This is a genomic window from Exiguobacterium acetylicum (genome assembly GCF_022170825.1).
GTDB lineage: Bacteria > Bacillota > Bacilli > Exiguobacteriales > Exiguobacteriaceae > Exiguobacterium_A > Exiguobacterium_A acetylicum_B.
On record NZ_CP081878.1, the window covers coordinates 3,116,396 to 3,136,742 of the forward strand.

A 20,347-nucleotide genomic window follows, 5' to 3' on the forward strand; every position below is an offset into this window, starting at 1 on the left:
TTGATTGTGTTACATGAACTGTTTAAACGAATTTCGGATAACGTCGCCCCGACTAATGATCCCAACAAGACGTCCTGCTTTGAGAATCGGAAGTTTTTTGATTCGTTTTGCGCCAAGTGTCGCCGCGATCTCTTCCATTTCTGTATCAGCGTCCGCTGTTACGACCTTCAGGCGTGCAAGCTCCATGACAGGTCGATTCAAGATGTGACGAATCCGGTCTTCGTAGCCTTCTTCGTCCCCTTTGATGACATCTACATATAAGAACGTGTCGACGATGATGTCTTTGTGTTTCCCGATCGCTCGCATGATATCTCCGTCACTGATATATCCGACGACCTCCTGCTCGGCATTGATGACGGGAACGCCACTAATACCCGACTGAATGAATCGTTCAATGACCGTACGAATCAGATCTGTATCGTGTACCGTGATGACTTCTTGTTTCATCGACTCATAAGCTTTCATCTGAATTCTCCTTTGTCGTTCGTTTCTCATCTATTAAAGTTGTATGATACAATTAAAAGAACAAAAATGATTGTATAATACAACTACAACTCTGTCAAGCCTCCTGCTTTTCGCATTGACAGCTTATCCACATTGGGTAATCATGAGGGACAGAGAGACTTTTTCGAAAGGGGAGATACCCGATGTCTCAACAAGCACTCGAAACCATTGAATTGGAGCTAGCGATTCTGATCCGACGCTTAACGACAGCGACGGCTGACAATCGTAATTTGGATCGTGCTTCCTACCTCTTACTGCGACAATTAGCGGATTCCGGCAAGGTCGGTGTCAAAACGCTTGCCCGTGAGCTTCAGCTCGATGTCTCAACCGTCAGTCGCCAAGCCGCGGCACTTGATCAGAAACAACTCGTTGAAAAAGTAAAAGATCCGACAGATGGACGGGCCTTCTTCTATCACATCACAGATAAAGGACAAGAAGAGCTCACGATTTACCGGACAGCGCGCCTCGCGAGCATCGAACGTCTCCTGACGGATTGGCCGGCAGATGATGCCAAAGATTTCGGACGCCTGTTGCAACAATTCAACCGTGCTTTGCGCGAACGATAACGGAATTACACCATTTAAAAGAACGGACGCGAAATCAATCGATTTCGCGTCCGTTCTTTTCGTCATTATTCATGATGTATGAGAAACCTGACAAACCGACCGAATTTGTGCGATATGCTCGGGTGACGTCCGGCAACAACCGCCAATCAATCGTGCCCCTGCCTCATACCACGTCTTCGCGACAGTTTGAAACGATGTACACTGATTCGTACCCGACCAGGTTTTTGCGACCGGATCATAGATCTCACCAGAGTTCGGATAGACGATGATTGGTACATCCGTCAACGCCTTGACGTGGCGAATGAAATCAGTCGCGTAAGACGCTGGAAAACAATTTGCACCGATTGCTGCTAGTTGCGGGTGCTGTCCGATCGTCTCGATGCATGTCGCGAGTGCCGTTCCTTCACTGATGTGCGTCGCATCTTGAAGCGAGAACGTCAACCAAGCAGAGACGTCCGGATAGGCTTCGAGAATCCGGAATAACACGATTGCCTCCTCGAGCGACGGAATCGTCTCGAACGCTAATAGATCAGCACCTGCTTCAATTAATGCCTCGATCCGTGGTCGATGGAAAGCTTCTAGCACGTCCTGTGACACACCGTAATGACCGCGATATTCAGAACCATCCGCTAAGTAGGCCCCATAAGGACCAACCGATCCTGCAATCAGTGCGTCACTCTTTCCGCTACGCGCGCGTGCATCTTGCGCCAATGTGACCGTTTGACGAATCAAAGCGTTTGCTTCATCCGTTTCGATGTGACGTTGCTTCAATCCGTCAATGCTTGCTTGATAGCTTGAGGTGATGGCAACGTCTGCGCCTACTTCAAAATAGTCGTGATGGACGCGTTCGATCTGTTCCGGTGCTTCAATTAAGAGGCGTGCGGACCAGAGCGGATCATTCAGGTCGAATCCCTTTTGTTCAAGTTCGGTCGCAAGGGCACCATCTAAGATGAGAAAAGGAACTTCCTGTAATCGTTGATCAACTGGATTTTTGATTCGGGACATCTTCAACACTCCGTTTCTTAGAAGAATTCGTGAACGCATGAACGACATAACAGATCACGATGAATGGAATACCGCAGTACAAGGCAATTCGTTGTGTCGGATCAAATCCGATACCAATCAGGGAAATCAAACAGACAACGAAGGCTGCGATCGGTACGAATGGAAAGAGTGGTGTACGATAGACTAATTCGTCGACCGTATGCCCTTCGCGGAGGAATTGTTTCCGGAAGCGATATTGCGCAACACTAATACTCATCCAGACGACAACAACCGCAAGTCCGGAAATCGAGACGAGCGCGATATAGACACTTCCTGCTGCATAGATGCTAGAAAGCAAGGCAAGTCCTCCACCGAGCATGCTAAACAATACAGCTCGAAGTGGAACCCCACTTGGCGTCACCTGTGCAAAGAAGCGCGGAATCATGCGTTCGTTCGCAAGCGACCAGAGCATCCTTGAGGCAGCATAAAGCCCAGAGTTCGCAGCTGACAAAATGGCGGTCAAGATGACGAAGTTCATCACGTCTGCTGCGTAGGGAATTCCAATTCGTTCAAACACGGCGACGAATGGACTTTCAAGTACGCCCTTTCCTTCCGTTGGTAACAAGACGGCTAATACGATGATCGTCCCAACGAAAAAGAGGACCAGTCGTAGAATCGTCGTCCGGATTGCAAGCGGAATCGTCCGTTTCGGATCGACCGCTTCACCCGCTGCTACACCGATCAATTCCGTTCCCGAGTAAGCAAAGTTCACCGCAAGCATCGTCATAAAGATGACAAATGCACCGTTCGGGAACAATCCACCTTCGGTTAATGAAGAAAAGAATGGTGCCGGGCTACCATCTTGCAATGGAATGAAGCCGACGATTGCTCCGGCACCAAGTAAAATGAACGCAATGATCGTTACGACCTTAATGGCAGAGAACCAAAACTCGACTTCAGCGAACACGCGGACCTTCAAAACGTTGATCCCAAGGATCATCGCAGCGAATAATGCACTGAACACCCAGACAGGAACGGATGGGAACCAGCGTTGCATCAAAATGCCTGCTGCCGTGAATTCTGAACCGAGGGCGACCGTCCACGTCAGCCAGTAGAGCCAGGCCACTGTATAACCTGTGCCAGGTCCGATATACTTTGTCGCGTATTTATGGAATGAACCGGTTTCCGGCATGTGCACCGCCAGTTCACCGAGACTTAACATGACTAAGTAAACGACGACGGCTCCGATCAAATACGACAAAATCGTTCCGACGCGCCCTGCTTGTTCCAATGTATAGCCTGTACTTAAAAATAACCCTGTTCCAATGACACCACCTAACGACAGCATGATCAGATGACGTGATTCCATCTTTCGTCGAAAAGCCCCGCTTGTTTTCATGAATCCGTTTCCTCCTCATTCAACCTATTCCAAACAAAAAACGCATCCTCACGGATGCGTCGGTCGACAATTCGGAAATCTTATCGATCGGGTGCAGCACCCGCAGGAATTAGCACAGTATCTTTCGACCTGTTGCTGAGGTTTCATAGGGCCAGTCCCTCCACCTCTCTGGATAAGTATGTAATTGTTCCTAACCCTATCAAGTCTTTTTCGAATTGTCAACACAATTCAGAATACTCCTATCAAAAAAACATTCCGCATCGTGATGACCCGGAATGTTTGAACGCTTTATTTTTTTGCGAATAAATCAGCTGTTTTCAATGCTGCACGAACCGCTTTCCGGTTCAATGTTCCTTGCTGATGTTTCATTTTTTTCGTTTGTTCGGCCAGTTGCGCTTTCAAGGCTGCAATCTCTTGATCCTTTTGAGCCGTTCCTGTTTGTTTCTGCAATGCTTTGATTTTCTTATCTTTTTCAGCTAATTGCGCTTTCGTCTGCTTTTGTGCATCCGCAATCTTCTTCTCTTGTTCTGGGAAGAAACGTTCGAAACGTGCTACTGCTTCCTCAAGACTCACGCCAGAGATCGGTTGGACCGGTGGGAGCAACTCGGTTTGTGCCATTTGACGATCAAACGGAACATTCTCAGGATAGTTCGTCTCTTGATAGATATGCTCAAGATTATTGACATTCAAGAAATCAACGAAGTTGTCGAAGTTACGTGCTTGAACACGTACTGGACTTTGGAAGTCAGCGTTTGCTACGACGTCAGATAATTGTGTATCTGCTTTGATATCGTTCGCCCAAATATGTGTCAATTGATGATAATCCGTCAATTCGCGCATCCGTGCATCCTTTGGAATGAGAATGCTTGGCGTACCCGCAAGCGTCGCCGTGATGTTTCCGTGTAAACGAGCTCCGAAGCTGAGGTCTGCTTGTCCGATGAAATCGAACCACGTTTGTGCGTTCAAGAAGAAACGAACACGGTCATTCATATAAGCAGGATCCGACATCTTCACTGGATAGTTCGTCACAGACAAGTCCGCGATTGGATGCGTTCCTGTATACGTCAATTTCAGTTCCTTCATCCACTGTGGAATGAAGTAATGATTCGGATACTCTTCCATCCCGCGCGTAATGAAATCAAGAACGTTTTGTGGTGCCAAGCGTGACGAGTTAACCGTAATCATCGATTCAGGCGTAATGTTCGTTTCGCGGATATTCAAATCACGACCAAACGCATACATCGAAGGACATCCGATGACACGGTGATCGATCCCCTCGCGGAAGCCAAGACGCGTTAAGTATTTCGACGTGATTTCCCCACGAAGACCAAGCATGCTCGAACGCTCAAGAACGGCGCTGACGAATGCTTTAACATCTTCATCGAACGGGAATCCGCGGTCTAAGTCTGGTTCAAACGGTGCACGTAACCCGACACCGATGACGACGACTGGAATTTTTAATTTTTTGATGAGACGTGTGTACTTCCGTAACGTCGGTACGAATTCTTTTCGGAATGCGTCTGCTAACGGAATGACGTAGAGATCGAAGTTTGCATTGATCTCATCTGCTCGTTCTTCATCGTAATAGTAATAGTCCGGTGTAATCGTTGTACCTTCCGTCATCAACGTCCGAAAGATACTGTATTGATAAATGAGATTTCCAACGTTTCCTCCAATGGAATTATGTTTCATCAAATAAGGAGCATCGAACTGTTCGAATGGTGTCATACCTGCACGAATAATAATACGTTTCATAATGGATAAACTTCCCCTCTCAGCTGTTTCATTCGTCCTTGCAAGAAAAAAATACGGAAAAATATATTATCACTTTTTTCAATCTCATTAAGAATAGATGAACTTTATTTCGAAAGTCAACGAATCCTAAGGGAAACAGGTCTTTCGTCATCAAAACGAAACATTAGGACCACTCCATTATTTCTCTAAAATAGAAAAATGTAACTATTCAATCGTTCCAAGATACATGCGCAAGTTTGCTTCGACCAATTTTAAAGCTTTCAACCGTTCTGTCGACGTAGGTTCTAACAAGGCACTGAAAAAATGTTCCACTTCGACTGGCTGACCTTTTTCCATATCGCGCAACATCGATGATTTCATCGTATCTTCCATCGCATTCATCTGTTTCAGAAGTACCGTTTCTGCATCATCATTAAAGATTGCTCCTTGTTCTTCCATTGCCTGTTTCGCTTCCTTCATGACGTCTACAATCATCTGACGCCCGACAGACTCTTGTCGAATCGGACCGATCGCGGAACGAAAGAGCGTCGTCACGCCAGCGAACGTCGAAATGAAGAGGTACTTTTGCCACATGTCATCCATGATATGCATCGAGTACGTCATCGGCGCCTTTGTTTTCGCAAAACACGCTGCGATCTCTTTTAGACGGGCTGTTGGCTTACCAGTACGAGAACCAAACAATAGTCGATGTGACGGGCTTGTCTGTAAAATGCGTCCTTCCGCATCAAGCGTTGACTCAATGAAACAGAGTCCTCCAAGCACTCGGTCTTCTCCAAAGACTTCTGTTAACCGTCGAATATGCTGCATCCCGTTCAATAAAGGAATGATATACGTATTAGTCGAGACGAATGGCATAAGATCTTGCAAGACATCATCTAAGTGATAAGCTTTCGTCGAAAGCAATACGACGTCGAAGACGTGATCTGGTCGCATATCTCGTGTCATTAACTGAGGCGTGATCGTGAAATCTCCATGAGGACTCGTAATTTGTAGTCCTGTTTTTTGTAGCTGTTCATAACGTTTCGGACGAACGAGGAATGTCACCTGTTCACCTTGTTCAGCAAGACGACCTCCGAAATACCCTCCGACTGCCCCTGCACCTACGACTAAAATGTTCATATGTACTATCTCCTCCTTACCCGTTCTGTGTGCCGTTTACTCCTTCACCCTAACATATTTGGAATCGTTTTCCTGACTTCAGGTTAACGCATTCAGATTTAAGTTAAGCGTTTGCATTTTAGAAAAAAACGTATATACTAACTTGTATACAAGTATACTCACTTTAGAAATCAGGTGATTCCATTGTCAGAACTGTTATACCCCTTGAAGTGGTTATCAAAAGCTTCCGCTGGAGATCGTGTTGCGCACGAACTACGGATGCGTATCATTTCAGGACGTATTGAAAGCGGTACCATTTTATCCGAAAACAAATTAGCCTCTGACTTTTCCGTCAGTCGATCGCCCGTCCGTGATGCACTAAAGGTTCTTGCATCCGAGCAGTTGATTCGTCTAGAACGAATGGGGGCGGTCGTCGTCGGTTTATCCGAGCGTGACATTCAAGAAATCTATGATGTCCGGCTTCTCATCGAGACGTTCGTCTTTGAGCGACTCGTCAAGATTGAACGATCGGAGCTCGTCCGTGAACTGAGTAAGATTCTCGAAATGATGAAGGTCGCTATCAAATATAAGGATGCCGATGAATTCTCTTTCCAAGATGTGCTGTTTCACGAAACGATCATCCGCTCGATTGATCACGGGTATGTCAGTATGATTTGGCAAAATCTCAAACCGGTCATGGAAAGTTTCATCCTCCTATCGATGCGGGTACGATTCGAGGAAGACATCGAAGACTTCGAACGCATCCTCGCGAACCATGCCCTGTACATCGAAGCGATCGAGACAGGGGATCGTGAACGGATGGTTGCTTCCTTACATCAGAACTTTGATGACGTCCAGGAAGTCGAAGATCTCTGGAAAACGCAACAAATGATGTCGAAAGGAGTCGATTCACATGACTGAATACATGTTAGGCGTCGATATCGGAACGACGAGTACGAAGGCGGTCTTATTTACGACAAAAGGAGAGGTCATCGGACAAACGAATGTCGGTTATCCACTCTATACGCCGAACCGTTCAACGGCAGAACAAGATCCGGAAGAAATTTTCGATGCCGTACTCGAATCGATCCGCTTAATCACAAAACGTCATCCGAGCATGCCACCGAAGTTTGTCGCATTCAGCAGTGCCATGCACAGTTTGATTGCGATGGACGCACAACACCAACCATTAACTGCTTGCATCACCTGGGCGGACAGTCGCAGTGAAGCATGGTCGAACAAAATCAAGGAGCAGTATGGTCTATCGATCTATCACCGGACCGGTACGCCGATCCATCCGATGTCACCACTGAGTAAAATCAGTTGGCTCGTCGAAGATCGCCCAGAAATCCATGCCTTGACGAAAAAGTATATCGGGATCAAGGAATTCGTTTTCCAACGACTGTTCGGAACATATGTCATCGACCACTCTCTCGCTTCAGCAACCGGTCTCTTCAATATTCATGAATTAGGCTGGGATACTGGTGCGTTACACGTCGCGGGAATCGATGCGAGCTATTTATCGGAACCCGTACCGACGACGACGTCATGTACCGGACTGAATGCCGATTATGCACGACAAATGGGACTGTCCGTCGATACACCATTTTTAGTCGGTGCCAGTGATGGTGTCCTTTCTAACTTAGGTGTCAACGCGATTCGTAAAGGAGAAATTGCGATCACGATCGGAACGAGCGGTGCCATTCGGACGATTATCAATCGTCCGCAGACCGATGAAAAGGGACGGACGTTCTGTTACGCCCTGACCGAGGACCACTGGGTCATCGGTGGGCCCGTCAATAATGGCGGAATGGTCTTACGATGGATCCGAGACGAACTCGCGTCAGCAGAAGTCGAGACAGCAAAACGCCTTGGCATCGATCCGTACGCCGTCCTGACGAAGATTGCCGAACGCGTCCGCCCAGGATCCGACGGGTTATTGTTCCACCCTTACTTGTCCGGTGAACGAGCGCCGCTATGGAATCCGGATGTCAGCGGTTCGTTCTTCGGTTTGACTCTCTCGCATAAAAAAGAGCATATGATCCGGGCGGCACTGGAAGGCGTCATCTACAATCTCTACACCGTCTTCCTCGCCCTGATTGAGTGCATGGACGGTCCCGTGACACGGATTCAGGCAACAGGTGGTTTTGCTCGGTCTGAAGTCTGGCGCCAAATGATGGCGGACATCTTCGAATCGGAAGTCGTCATTCCGGAAAGTTTCGAAAGTTCATGTCTCGGTGCTTGTATTCTCGGACTGTATGCGACTGGGGAAGTCGATTCGTTCGAAGTCGTCTCCGAGATGATCGGGGAAACGCATCGCCATGTACCAAATGAAGAAGCGATGCATGAATACCGTCAGCTCTTACCGATTTTCATTAGCCTGGCGCGGACATTATCTGCAGATCATAAACGAATTGCTGCGTATCAACGGAGCTTGATTCAAGAAGAAAACTAACTTAATCTTTTGGGGGAAGTCATCATGCCTTTAGTCATCGTAGGAATTGGGATCGTTGCGTTGCTCGTTCTCATCATGGGGTTGAAATTAAATACGTTCGTCTCACTCATCATCGTTTCCTTTGGCGTTGCACTACTGCTCGGCATGCCACTCGATCAGATCGTCAAGACGATCGAAGCTGGTATCGGAGGAACGCTTGGTCACTTGGCACTGATCTTTGGTCTTGGTGCCATGCTTGGAAAGCTGATCGCTGACGCCGGGGGGGCGCAGCGAATCGCTATGACGCTTGTTGCACGATTCGGGGAAAAGAACATCCAATGGGCGGTCGTCGTTGCTTCGTTCATCATCGGGATTGCACTCTTCTTCGAAGTCGGACTCGTTCTGTTGATTCCAATCGTCTTTGCGATTTCACGTCAACTTCGTGTCTCGATCTTATATCTTGGGATTCCGATGGTCGCTGCCCTATCCGTCACGCACGGATTCTTACCACCTCACCCAGGTCCGACTGTCATCGCTGGTGAGTATAAAGCAAATATCGGGGAAGTCTTATTGTATGGTTTCATCGTTGCTGTTCCGACCGTCATCATCGCCGGGCCAATTTTTACGAAAATCGCAAAACGACTCGTACCTGAATCGTTTACACGGACAGGAAACATCGCGTCACTCGGGGAACAAAAAGAATTTGATTTAGAAGAGACACCAGGCTTCGGTATCAGTGTCTTCACTGCGATGCTACCGGTCCTCTTGATGTCGATCGCAACAATCTTCACACTCTTACAAGAGACACTCGGTTGGGGTGAAAACAGTGTCATCTCGGCGATTGAATTCATCGGGAACGCTTCAACGGCGATGCTGATTTCACTACTCGTCGCGGTCTACACGATGGGAATTGCCCGCAAGATCCCGATGCAATCGGTCATGGAATCCTGTACGACAGCGATCGCCCAAATCGGGATGATGCTGTTGATCATTGGTGGTGGCGGTGCCTTCAAGCAAGTCTTGATTGACGGTGGTGTTGGGAAATACGTCGCCCAATTATTTGAGGGATCGGCGTTATCTCCGATTCTACTCGCTTGGTTGATCGCTGCAATTCTCCGGATCTCACTCGGTTCCGCAACAGTCGCTGCCTTATCGACAGCAGGTCTCGTCATTCCGTTACTTGAGCAATCCGACGTCAACTTAGCACTCGTCGTTCTCGCGACTGGTGCAGGTAGTCTGATCGCTTCACACGTCAACGATGCTGGTTTCTGGATGTTTAAAGAGTATTTCGGATTATCATTAAAAGAAACGTTTGCGACATGGACTGTGCTTGAGACGATCATTTCCGTTTGTGGACTTGGTTTCGTTCTTCTCCTCAGCCTCGTCGTCTAAAAAAAGGAGTCGTTCTACTTATGCAACATTCTATCGGAGTCATCGGTCTTGGTGTCATGGGCCGCAACTTAGCACTGAATATGGCGAGTCATCAAGAAGAAGTCGCCATCTATAACTACACACGTGATTTAACAGATGATCTCGTCGCACATGATGAAGGATTACCACTCCATCCGTACTACGATATCGAAGCATTCGTTCAGTCACTCGCTCGCCCGCGTAAAATCTTCATGATGGTTACGGCTGGTAGCGCGATTGATTCGGTCATCGAATCGTTACTTCCGCATCTTGAAGCAGGCGATATCATCATGGATGGTGGGAACTCGCACTTCCTCGATACAGAGCGCCGTTTTGATGAACTACAACGCCACGGGATTGAATACATCGGCGTCGGTGTATCGGGTGGAGAAGTCGGCGCACGGACCGGCCCTGCGATCATGCCGGGTGGATCAAAAGAAGCGTACGACCATGTCGCACCGATCTTGACGAAAATCGCCGCTCACGTCGAAGGCGATCCATGTTGTGTCTATATCGGTCCTAAAGGTGCCGGTCACTTCGTCAAGATGGTTCATAACGGCATTGAATACGCCGACATGCAACTGATCGCAGAAGCGTACAGTTTCCTTCGATTCCGTCTCGGACTTGATGTCACGGAAGTTGCAGACATCTTTGCTGAGTGGAACGCAGGCGAACTGAAAAGTTACCTGATCGAGATTACAGCAGATATCCTCCGGAAAACGGATGACGAAACAGGACAACCGTTGATCGATGTCATTCTCGATCAAGCCGGTCAAAAAGGAACAGGAAAATGGACGAGCCTGCAAGCCATTGATAATGGGATCGCCTCTTCTATCATTACGGAAGCCTTGTTCGCGCGTTACCTCTCGGCTGTTAAAGAAGAACGCGTCGCAGCGTCTGCTGTCTTGAAGGGACCAGAAGACTTGTCATCGCTTGAGCGAGACGCGTGGGTCGAACGGATTCGTCAAGCGCTTTATATGGGGAAAGTCGCAGCTTACGCGCAAGGCTTTACCCAGTACCGGACATCGTCTGAATTGTATGACTGGAATCTACGGCTTGAAGAGATTGCCTTGATTTTCCGCGGCGGATGTATCATCCGGGCCGACTTCTTGAACGTCATCAGTGACGCGTTTAAAAATGATGCGAATCTCTCGAACTTGATGCTTGCACCGTTCTTCGCTGAGAAAGTACAGGCGTATCAAGAATCGTTACGCCATGTTGTTGCTGAGGGTGCTCTGTCTGGTTTCGCCCTACCATGTCTATCAACGTCGTTGACGTATTATGATAGCTACCGGACAGCAAATTCGAATGCCAACATGCTGCAAGCGCAACGCGATTATTTCGGAGCTCACACGTATGCTCGAACAGACCGCGAAGGCATCTTCCATACAGACTGGCAATAAGGAATACAGATCCCGACTCCTGTTTCATTTAGGTGTCGGGATTTCTTTTTTTGTTCACACAATCTTTCTTGAAATAAGAATTTACCGATTATACCTTGACAAAAGTGTTGGTCTATATGAAATTAGTATTAGATTAGAATTATTCTAGTGTGATAAATACAGATTGCCTGTATGCACTAGAACAGATTCTAAATATAGAACCCTTGAGGAGGATTTTTATCATGTCTTTAATCGGAAGTGAAGTAAAACCATTCAGCGCATCAGCATTCCACAATGGAGAATTCGTCGACCTAACGGATGCCAACCTTCGCGGTAAATGGAGTGTCGTATGTTTCTACCCTGCAGACTTTACATTCGTTTGCCCGACAGAACTCGAAGATCTTCAAAACCAATACGAAGCACTTAAAGCGCTTGACGTTGAAGTTTACTCTGTTTCAACAGATACGCATTTCACACATAAAGCATGGCACGAAACGTCAGAAACAATCGGTAAAATCGAGTACGTCATGATCGGTGACCCATCACACGTCATCTCACGTAACTTCGAAGTCTTGAACGAACAAGATGGTCTTGCTGATCGCGGTACGTTCATCATCGATCCAGACGGCGTCATCCAAACAGTTGAGATCAACGCAGGCGGTATCGGTCGTGATGCGAGCACGCTCGTCAACAAAATCAAAGCAGCACAATATGTACGTAACAATCCAGGCGAAGTCTGCCCAGCGAAATGGGAAGAAGGCTCTGCAACACTCACACCAAGCCTTGACCTCGTCGGAAAAATTTAAGGAGCGGATTCGCGATGGCTTTAGCACCAGACATTAAAGCACAACTCGCGCAGTACCTCGAGCTTCTCGAAGGCGATCTCGTCCTAGCCGTTAGCGCTGGGACAGACGCCGTCTCGCTTGAGATGAGCGCACTCGTCGAAGAGATCGCAAGCATGACACCACGCATCTCCGTCGAGCAGGCAAGTCTTCCCCGGACACCAAGTTTCACAGTCAACCGTGTCGGTGAAACAAGCGGCATCACGTTCGCGGGAATTCCACTCGGTCATGAGTTCACGTCCCTCGTTCTCGCCCTGCTACAAGTCAGCGGTCGAGCACCGAAGGTCGATGCGGACGTCATCAAGCAGATTCAAGGCATTCAAGAAACGTACCACTTCGAGTCGTACATCAGCTTGAGCTGCCACAACTGCCCGGATGTCGTACAAGCGTTGAACGTCATGAGCGTCCTCAACCCGAACATCAGTCACACGATGATTGATGGTGCGGCATTTAAAACAGAAGTCGAACAAAAAGAGATCATGGCTGTTCCGACAGTCTTCGTCAACGGCGAAGCATTCGGTAACGGACGGATGTCACTCGAAGAAATCCTTGCGAAGCTTGGCACAGGTGCCGATGCTGCTGATTTCGCTGACAAAGATCCATACGACGTTCTCGTCGTCGGTGGTGGTCCTGCTGGATCGAGTGCTGCGATTTATGCAGCCCGTAAAGGGATCCGGACAGGAATCGTCGCAGAACGCTTCGGTGGACAAGTCATGGATACGATGAGCATCGAGAACTTCATCAGCATGAAATACACGGAAGGACCAAAACTCGTCGCAAGTCTTGAGGAGCACGTTAAGGAATATGGCATCGACGTCATGAACCTACAACGGGCAACTCGCCTTGAGAAGAAGGACCTTCTTGAGCTTGAGCTTGAGAATGGTGCTGTCTTGAAGACGAAGAGTTTGATCCTTTCAACAGGTGCACGCTGGCGTAACGTCGGTGTTCCAGGCGAACTCGAATTCAAGAATAAAGGCGTCGCCTACTGCCCACACTGTGACGGTCCATTGTTTGAAGGAAAACGTGTCGCAGTTATCGGTGGCGGAAACTCAGGGATCGAAGCAGCCATCGATCTCGCGGGAATCGTCAAGCACGTCACGGTCCTTGAATTCGCACCGGAACTAAAAGCGGATGCTGTTCTTCAAGAACGCCTCGCTTCCCTTCCGAATGTCACGGTCGTCGTCAACGCACAGACGAAGGAAATCACAGGAACGGATAAAGTGAACGGCATCACGTACATTGAGCGCGAAACGAACGTCGAACGTCACGTTGAGCTCGAAGGTGTCTTCGTCCAAATCGGTCTCGTACCGAACACGGACTGGCTCGGTGAAACAGTGAGCCGTAACAAGTTCGGTGAAGTCCAAGTCGATCGCCACGGCGCAACGAACGTACCAGGAGTTTTCGCTGCAGGAGACTGCACGGATAGCGCGTATAAACAGATCATCATCTCGATGGGATCTGGTGCAACAGCTGCACTGGGTGCTTTCGACCACTTGATTCGGAATTAATACAAAAGAGCGAAACTCGCCTGAGTTTCGCTCTTTTTCTATTTCAATAGTAGATTTCACCGTACCATGAACAATGATATTCTTTTGTGATGTGGTGTTTTGTTAAGATGCCTTGCTTTGCATATGTACCACTGACTGTCACGATCATCGTTTGCCCTGCATCGATTGGATTACCAGAGAATCCGGTTTGCGTCCACTTTCCGTCATCGATCGCAAGAGACGTCATCGAAAAGACATCGGATAATCGTTGTCGTTTACTCTGTTTCAAGAATTCTGTCTCGAAATTCCCGCTAATTCTGACTTCGTTTTCGCGTTCCGTTCGTTCGAGTGTCCGTTCACTATCCCACTCTAGACTCGTTTGGACATGCAATGGCTTCAACCGTTCGAGTGCCCGTTCCTGAAAACGTTTCGGCGAGACCCAGTCCTTGTCTGAAAAACGATCTGCTGCAAGTAACGTCATATCTGCATTTTCATGCGTCCGATTTATTTTCTGTACGATTTTCTCGTATGCTACGTAATAACGCTGATGTTGTGTCGTCTGATCCTTTGCCTCCGTTGTAACTGGTAACAATGAAGCAAGTATGACAACGGCTGTTGCGATCTGATATTTCATTGACTTCCCCTTCCCTTCTCCGTTCATTGTATGAAAAAAATGAAGGGTACATTCGAAAAGAGCGACTGTTTTAGAGATTTTTTCATTCAAGATTATATGAATAGATTAAACTCTTCTGGAATTAAGAACGAATGACGATGCTTCAGTCAATCTGACCCCTATAAATAATTCAAAGTTGACACTTTTGACTAGTCCAGTCATCTGATAGATTGAAGATATCTTAAAATCTATCATAAAGAAGGTTAGTCACATGCAAAAAGCAGCACCGTATTCTAGCACTCGTACCCGCCAGCTCGTCATCACTGCGATGTCGATCGCCCTTGTTCTTGTTGCGACGATGTTGATCAAGATTCAATTACCAATCGCACTAAACGGTGGTCTCATTCATATGGGAACAGCCATGCTCTTTCTCATCGCGATTTTATTCGGTCCACGGACAGCATTGATTGCTGGTGCTGTTGGAATGGGATTATTCGATCTTCTATCGGGCTATGCGGTTTGGGCACCTGGTACGATCATCGCACGTGGACTTCAAGGATTGATCGTCGGTTACATCGCGTGGTCAGGTGGTCGTAACGGAACGAATGTCACGTTCAACTTAATCGGGATGATCGCTTCCGTTCCTGTCATGCTACTCGTCTACTTCGTGCATGAAGGGATTATGTTCAGCAACTGGGTCGCACCAGCCACTTCAATTCCAGGAAACATCACACAAAACGTCATCGGAATCCTCGTTGCGATTCCAGTCGGGATGGCATTAAAGAAAACACGTTTCTTCCGTAACTTCCGCTAAATCAAAAAACCGTCCGGCTCCTCGTAGAGTCGGACGGTTTTCGTTTAGCGAATCGGTTGACCTTGTTCAAGCTCAAGCGTTTTTGCTGTTTCGGCATGAATCTGCTCGAACAGTTCTGGATGTTCAACGAGTGAGATCCCGTAAGACGGAATCATCTCCTTGATTTTTGCTTCCCACGCCGGTAATTCGGACGGGAAACATTTGCCGAGCACTTCGAGCATGACCGGTACCGCTGTTGAGGCACCTGGAGACGCCCCAAGTAAGGCAGCGACAGATCCGTCGGCTGCACTGACGACCTCTGTTCCGAACTGGAGTGTCCCTTTTCCTTGCGGTGTATCCTTGATGACTTGGACACGTTGACCAGCGATGACGACATCCCAGTCTTCCGTCTTCGCATTCGGGATGAACTCTCGTAATTCGTTCATCCGTTGCTCCGTCGACAAGAGGACTTGTTCGATCAGATACTTCGTCAATCCCATCTCTTTTGCTCCCGCAGCGAGCATCGTCAAAACGTTGTTCGGTTTGACGGACGCGATCAAATCAAGATTTGATCCTGTCTTGAGAAACTTCGGTGAGAAGCCAGCAAACGGTCCGAAGAGGAGTGATTTCTTCCCATCGATATACCGTGTATCCAAGTGCGGTACTGACATCGGCGGTGCTCCGACTTTCGCTTTTCCATAGACTTTCGCATGGTGCTGTTCGATGATGTCCGGATTTTTACAGACGAGGAACAGACCACTGACCGGGAAACCACCGATTTGCTTCGATTCCTCGATGCCTGTTTTTTGGAGCAACGGTAGACTACCGCCGCCACCTCCGATGAAGACGAACTGCGCCGTATGATGCTCAATCCGGTGATCGCGCTCATTCTTCACTTTGACTTCCCAACCACCGTCAACACGTTTCAAGTCTTCGACACCGTGCTGATAGTTGATCTCTACATCGTTCTGTGCGAGATATTCAAACAGGATTCGTGTCAACGCACCAAAGTTGACGTCCGTTCCTGAATCGATTTTTGTCGCAGCGATCGGCTCAGGTGATGTCCGACCGTTCATGATGAGTGGAATCCACTCGGCTAATTTCGTTGGATCCTCCGAATATTCCATCCCTGAGAACAATGGATTCGCTGATAGCGCTTCCAATCGTTTTTTCAGGAATTCGACGTTTTCCGTCCCTTCGACCATACTCATATGTGGAATCGGCATGATGAATTCTTTTGGATTCGGCAAGACACCTTCCTTGACGAGATGCGACCAGAATTGACGTGACAGTTGGAACTGTTCATTTACTTTGACCGCTTTACTAATATCGATTGAACCATCAGCGTTTTCCGTCGTATAGTTCAGTTCGCATAGTGCGGCGTGACCTGTTCCTGCATTGTTCCACTCATTCGAGCTCTCTTCCCCGGCACTCGCGAGTTTCTCGAATACCTTGATGTTCATCTCAGGCGCGAGTTCTTTCAATAAGACCCCTAACGTCGCGCTCATGACTCCGGCACCAATTAAAATAACGTCTGTTTTTTTAGGCATACTGCTCATGATATCCTTCCTATCCCCGTTGATATTATGGACTACCTGTCATGAAAAACTTCCCCCTCATGACGACAACTTACCTTTCCATTATAACCCTATCATAGCTTGCACAGAAAGGAACTTCTTTTACATTCAGAAATGTGCAAAGGCGTCACTTACGTTAAGAAGATTCTCATCAGTCGGCACACAATCAGGCATGACTTTAACGAAAAACGGTAATCATATAACGAAAGTAAAAGGAGGAACACTCATGGCGACACGCTGGATATTCGGCAATCAATTGAATCACGATCTCCCTTTATTGCAGGAAGCAAACAAACAAGACGACGTCATCCTGATGGTCGAAGCGACCTCACGTTCCAAGTGGAAGACGTACCATAAACAAAAGCTTGTCCTCGTCTTCTCAGCGATGCGACATTTTGCGGAAGAACTGCGAGAGAAAGGCTTCACCGTCGATTACCGGGAAGCCGATTCGTTTGATCAGGCATTCAAGGCGCACCGCAAAGATTATGATCCGGATCATGTCCTCTATACGGCGGTTACGGATGAACCGATGCGCAAGGCGATGCACAAATGGCAAGACGCTTTACCGAAGAAAATCACGGTCGAGATTTGTTCCGACGTGCCGTTGTTTTTACTGACGCAGGAAGAAGCGATCGAAGCAATCGGCGACAAGCCATACAAGATGGATCGTTTTTATCGCAAACTGCGCAAGGAACGAAACGTTCTCATGAACGGCTCCAAGCCGATCGGTGGAAAATGGTCGTTTGACGCCGAGAACCGAAAACCAGCGAAGTCCGGGACGGCGTTTCCGGATCCCGTTAAGTTTCGTCCCAATCGCATCACAAAGGATGTCATCGACAAGGTCGAGCGTGATTTTTCCGATCATCCGGGAGCACTTGATTCCTTCCATTGGCCGGTCACGCGCAAGGAAGCGACGCGGGCTCTCCATCGTTTCATCGAAGAACGACTCGAGACGTTCGGGACGTATCAAGACGCCATGCTAACCGGTGAAGATACGTTATCGCATTCGCTCTTGTCCGCAGCAATCAATCTCGGCTTGCTGACACCGGAAGAAGTCATTCGTCAAGTCGAGGCAGCCCTCGAAGATCAAGATGCTCCGCTCAATGCGGTCGAAGGTTTTATTCGGCAAATCTTAGGGTGGCGCGAATACATGCGTGCCGTCTATCTAGCCGAGATACCGGACTATGCTTCCGTCAATGCGCTACGGCATGAAGCGGATTTACCGGACTTTTTCTGGACCGGGAAAACGAACATGCACTGTGTCGCTGAATCGTTACGTCCTGTTGTCGAGCATGCCCATAATCACCATATCCAACGCTTGATGGTGCTCGGAAACTTCGCTAATCTGTTTGCGATCTCGCCGCAACAGACAGCAGATTGGTTCAACGAGATGTACATCGATGCCTACGATTGGGTCGTCTTACCGAACGTCCTCGGGATGGCGCTTCATGCCGATGGGGGAACGTTATCGACTAAACCGTACATCGCTTCGGCGAATTACATCCATAAGATGAGTGATTATTGCAAGGGATGTCCGTTTCATCAAAAGGACATGCTCGGAGAGGATGCCTGTCCGTTTAACGCCTTGTACTGGGACTTCATCGACCGGCATGAAAAACGCTTCGCTGATAATCAGCGGATGTCGATGATGTATCGGCAATGGGGAAAGCGCGATGCCGACAGCAAACGCGATATTCGCAAGAAAGCCAAAGCACTTCGGAAACAACTACAGGACGGTGCTTTCGATACACCATAAAACAAGCCGGTCGGATTAGATCCGACCGGCTTGTTTTGGCTTACGCACTTTTTTGATTAGCTGCTTGTTGTTTCTTTTTCCGGAGGTGATACAGTCCGAATAGTCCGAGGAACCAGACCGGTGTCAGCAACAAGGCAGGACGTGTATCGTCAGCAAACAGCATGACGACGAGAATGACCGCAAACAATCCGAGTACGAGGTAATTGACGAGTGGTGTCAATGGTGCTTTGAATGTCGACGCCGCATGTAATTCCGGATTTTGTTTCTTGTACCGGAGATGACAGACGAGGATGACACCCCAGACCCAGATGAAACAGATCGCACTGATTGTCGTGACGATACTGAACGCTTGCCCTGGTAACAGTTTACTGAGCAAAGCACCAACTGAGACGACGATCGTCGAGACGAACAAGGCGTTTGCTGGAACATGGTTTTTGTTCAACTTCGAGAACTTGTTCGATGCTTGTTGTTGATTTCCCAGGTTATACAGAATCCGGCTCGTCGAGAACATTCCGCTGTTACATGCAGAAGCAGCAGACGTCAGTACGACGAAGTTGATGATTCCTGCTGCGAGTGGAATCCCGATCAGACTAAACGTCTTGACGAACGGACTTTCTGTCGCACTTAATCCTGTCCATGGGTTGATCATCAAGAGGACGAGTAAGGCACCGACATAGAAGAATAAGATCCGAAGCGGAATCTTATTGATCGCGGACGGAATGTTCTTTTTCGGATCCGCTGTCTCCGCTGCGGATACCCCAACGAGCTCAACACCGACATAGGCAAAGACGACCATTTGGAACGATAGCAGGAATCCAGTAATTCCGTTTGGCATCCAGCCACCATGTGACCAGAGGTTCGACACCGTCACAGGACCCGCGTCCGTTTTAAAACCGATCGCGAGCAAGACGATTCCGACACCAATCAAGGCAAGGATCGTCACGACCTTGATCAAGGCAAACCAAAACTCGAGTTCACCGAACAATTTAACCGTTAATAAGTTAAAACCAAGTAAAATCAAGAGCGCAAGAACGGCTGGAATCCATTGCGGGATATCAAACCAATACTTGACGTACACACCGACGGCGATGATGTCCGCCATCGCGGTCATAATCCAACAGAACCAGTACGTCCAACCGGTCACGAATGCGGCACGTGGTCCGAGATAATCTTCTGCGATATCCGTGAGTGACTGATAACCTGCTTTTGACAATAACAATTCCCCAAGTGCACGCATGACGAAGAAGATTGCAATCCCGACGAGTAAGTAGGCAAAAATGATCGATGGTCCGGCGAGTTGGATCGCTTTACCTGATCCTAAAAACAAACCCGTTCCGATCGTTCCACCAATGGCAATCAACTGTACATGACGATTCGATAAATCCCGCTTTAATCCTTGCTGTTCCAAACCTGAACTCCTCCTTATGATGGCTTCTCTACACTTCAGACCGTTCTGTCGGTCCTGAAAAAGAAAAAAAGAGACTGGACGAATGTCCAATCTCAACAAAATCAAAGGAATAACCCATACACGCCACTACGACATTCCATGAATGCCCGTCGCTGCATGTGATTACTCTTCTGTCCGTTTGCCTGAGATTGTGAACCCTTCGGCGCCGTGTCGACACGGTCTCTCCAGAAGCTGCTCCTGCCATAGTGTGACCCATGACAATCATAGCTTTCTCTTTATTTGATTATCCGATGCGTCGCTGCATCGATGAATTGTTTCTAATTCTAGTAATCTCGACAG

General features: G+C 48.0%; 17 protein-coding genes and 2 riboswitches. Of the genes, 9 read left to right on the forward strand and 8 right to left on the reverse strand.

The window, feature by feature from the left end; translation table 11 throughout:
- Positions 1 to 9: 9 nt before the first annotated feature.
- Complete coding sequence (locus K6T22_RS16195) at positions 10 to 465, reverse strand: CBS domain-containing protein (protein ID WP_238238282.1); 456 nt, start codon at positions 463 to 465, stop codon at positions 10 to 12.
- 182 nt (positions 466 to 647) lie between these two features.
- Here K6T22_RS16195 and K6T22_RS16200 point away from each other — a divergent pair, with 182 nt between their 5' ends.
- Complete coding sequence (locus tag K6T22_RS16200; protein WP_238238283.1) at positions 648 to 1,070, forward strand: MarR family winged helix-turn-helix transcriptional regulator; 423 nt, start codon at positions 648 to 650, stop codon at positions 1,068 to 1,070.
- Positions 1,071 to 1,139: 69 nt separating this feature from the next.
- Here K6T22_RS16200 and mmuM read toward each other — a convergent pair whose 3' ends face one another.
- The 4 genes from mmuM to K6T22_RS16220 form a co-directional block, all read right to left on the reverse strand.
- Positions 1,140 to 2,075 carry a homocysteine S-methyltransferase gene (gene mmuM / locus K6T22_RS16205; protein ID WP_238238284.1) on the reverse strand — a complete coding sequence of 312 codons (936 nt, stop codon included), beginning with the start codon at positions 2,073 to 2,075 and terminating at the stop codon, positions 1,140 to 1,142.
- Positions 2,050 to 3,453: an amino acid permease gene (locus K6T22_RS16210; protein ID WP_238238285.1), complete on the reverse strand. Its 1,404-nt coding sequence runs from the start codon at positions 3,451 to 3,453 to the stop codon at positions 2,050 to 2,052. The genes mmuM and K6T22_RS16210 overlap by 26 nt, the downstream gene beginning before the upstream one ends.
- Before the next feature lie 77 nt (positions 3,454 to 3,530).
- Positions 3,531 to 3,632, reverse strand: a riboswitch (SAM riboswitch).
- Between the two features lie 109 nt (positions 3,633 to 3,741).
- Positions 3,742 to 5,208 (reverse strand): polysaccharide pyruvyl transferase family protein, encoded by a 1,467-nt coding sequence (locus K6T22_RS16215; protein WP_238238286.1) that lies wholly within the window; start codon positions 5,206 to 5,208, stop codon positions 3,742 to 3,744.
- A 204-nt stretch (positions 5,209 to 5,412) separates the two neighbouring features.
- The gene (locus tag K6T22_RS16220) at positions 5,413 to 6,327 is read right to left on the reverse strand and encodes a ketopantoate reductase family protein (protein WP_238238287.1); all 915 of its coding nucleotides are present in this window, start codon (positions 6,325 to 6,327) and stop codon (positions 5,413 to 5,415) included.
- A gap of 183 nt (positions 6,328 to 6,510) precedes the next feature.
- Here K6T22_RS16220 and K6T22_RS16225 point away from each other — a divergent pair, with 183 nt between their 5' ends.
- From K6T22_RS16225 to ahpF, 6 genes are all read left to right on the forward strand, one after another.
- Positions 6,511 to 7,227 carry a GntR family transcriptional regulator gene (locus K6T22_RS16225; protein ID WP_268022165.1) on the forward strand — a complete coding sequence of 239 codons (717 nt, stop codon included), beginning with the start codon at positions 6,511 to 6,513 and terminating at the stop codon, positions 7,225 to 7,227.
- Positions 7,220 to 8,761 (forward strand): gluconokinase, encoded by a 1,542-nt coding sequence (gntK, locus tag K6T22_RS16230; RefSeq protein WP_238238289.1) that lies wholly within the window; start codon positions 7,220 to 7,222, stop codon positions 8,759 to 8,761. The genes K6T22_RS16225 and gntK overlap by 8 nt, the downstream gene beginning before the upstream one ends.
- Positions 8,762 to 8,785: 24 nt before the next feature.
- Complete coding sequence (locus K6T22_RS16235) at positions 8,786 to 10,132, forward strand: GntP family permease (protein WP_238238290.1); 1,347 nt, start codon at positions 8,786 to 8,788, stop codon at positions 10,130 to 10,132.
- A 20-nt stretch (positions 10,133 to 10,152) separates the two neighbouring features.
- Positions 10,153 to 11,553: a decarboxylating NADP(+)-dependent phosphogluconate dehydrogenase gene (gene gnd, locus K6T22_RS16240; RefSeq protein ID WP_238238291.1), complete on the forward strand. Its 1,401-nt coding sequence runs from the start codon at positions 10,153 to 10,155 to the stop codon at positions 11,551 to 11,553.
- Positions 11,554 to 11,774: 221 nt separating this feature from the next.
- Positions 11,775 to 12,338: an alkyl hydroperoxide reductase subunit C gene (gene ahpC / locus K6T22_RS16245; RefSeq protein ID WP_238238292.1), complete on the forward strand. Its 564-nt coding sequence runs from the start codon at positions 11,775 to 11,777 to the stop codon at positions 12,336 to 12,338.
- 14 nt (positions 12,339 to 12,352) lie between these two features.
- Positions 12,353 to 13,882, forward strand: coding sequence for an alkyl hydroperoxide reductase subunit F (gene ahpF / locus K6T22_RS16250; protein WP_238238293.1), 1,530 nt, complete (start codon positions 12,353 to 12,355; stop codon positions 13,880 to 13,882).
- A gap of 43 nt (positions 13,883 to 13,925) precedes the next feature.
- Here ahpF and K6T22_RS16255 read toward each other — a convergent pair whose 3' ends face one another.
- Positions 13,926 to 14,495, reverse strand: coding sequence for a hypothetical protein (locus K6T22_RS16255; RefSeq protein ID WP_238238294.1), 570 nt, complete (start codon positions 14,493 to 14,495; stop codon positions 13,926 to 13,928).
- A gap of 250 nt (positions 14,496 to 14,745) precedes the next feature.
- Here K6T22_RS16255 and K6T22_RS16260 point away from each other — a divergent pair, with 250 nt between their 5' ends.
- Positions 14,746 to 15,288, forward strand: coding sequence for an ECF transporter S component (locus K6T22_RS16260; RefSeq protein WP_238238295.1), 543 nt, complete (start codon positions 14,746 to 14,748; stop codon positions 15,286 to 15,288).
- A 44-nt stretch (positions 15,289 to 15,332) separates the two neighbouring features.
- Here the strand turns inward: K6T22_RS16260 and K6T22_RS16265 are convergent, their stop codons facing one another.
- On the reverse strand, positions 15,333 to 16,826 hold the full coding sequence (locus tag K6T22_RS16265) for a malate:quinone oxidoreductase (protein ID WP_238238296.1): 1,494 nt from the start codon (positions 16,824 to 16,826) through the stop codon (positions 15,333 to 15,335).
- A 244-nt stretch (positions 16,827 to 17,070) separates the two neighbouring features.
- On the opposite strand from K6T22_RS16265, the gene K6T22_RS16270 reads away from it, so the two are divergent.
- Positions 17,071 to 18,600, forward strand: a complete 1,530-nt coding sequence (locus tag K6T22_RS16270) for a cryptochrome/photolyase family protein (protein WP_238238297.1) — start codon at positions 17,071 to 17,073, stop codon at positions 18,598 to 18,600.
- A 40-nt stretch (positions 18,601 to 18,640) separates the two neighbouring features.
- Here the strand turns inward: K6T22_RS16270 and K6T22_RS16275 are convergent, their stop codons facing one another.
- On the reverse strand, positions 18,641 to 20,008 hold the full coding sequence (locus K6T22_RS16275; RefSeq protein WP_238238298.1) for an amino acid permease: 1,368 nt from the start codon (positions 20,006 to 20,008) through the stop codon (positions 18,641 to 18,643).
- Between the two features lie 160 nt (positions 20,009 to 20,168).
- Positions 20,169 to 20,246, reverse strand: a riboswitch (glycine riboswitch).
- Positions 20,247 to 20,347 lie beyond the last annotated feature (101 nt).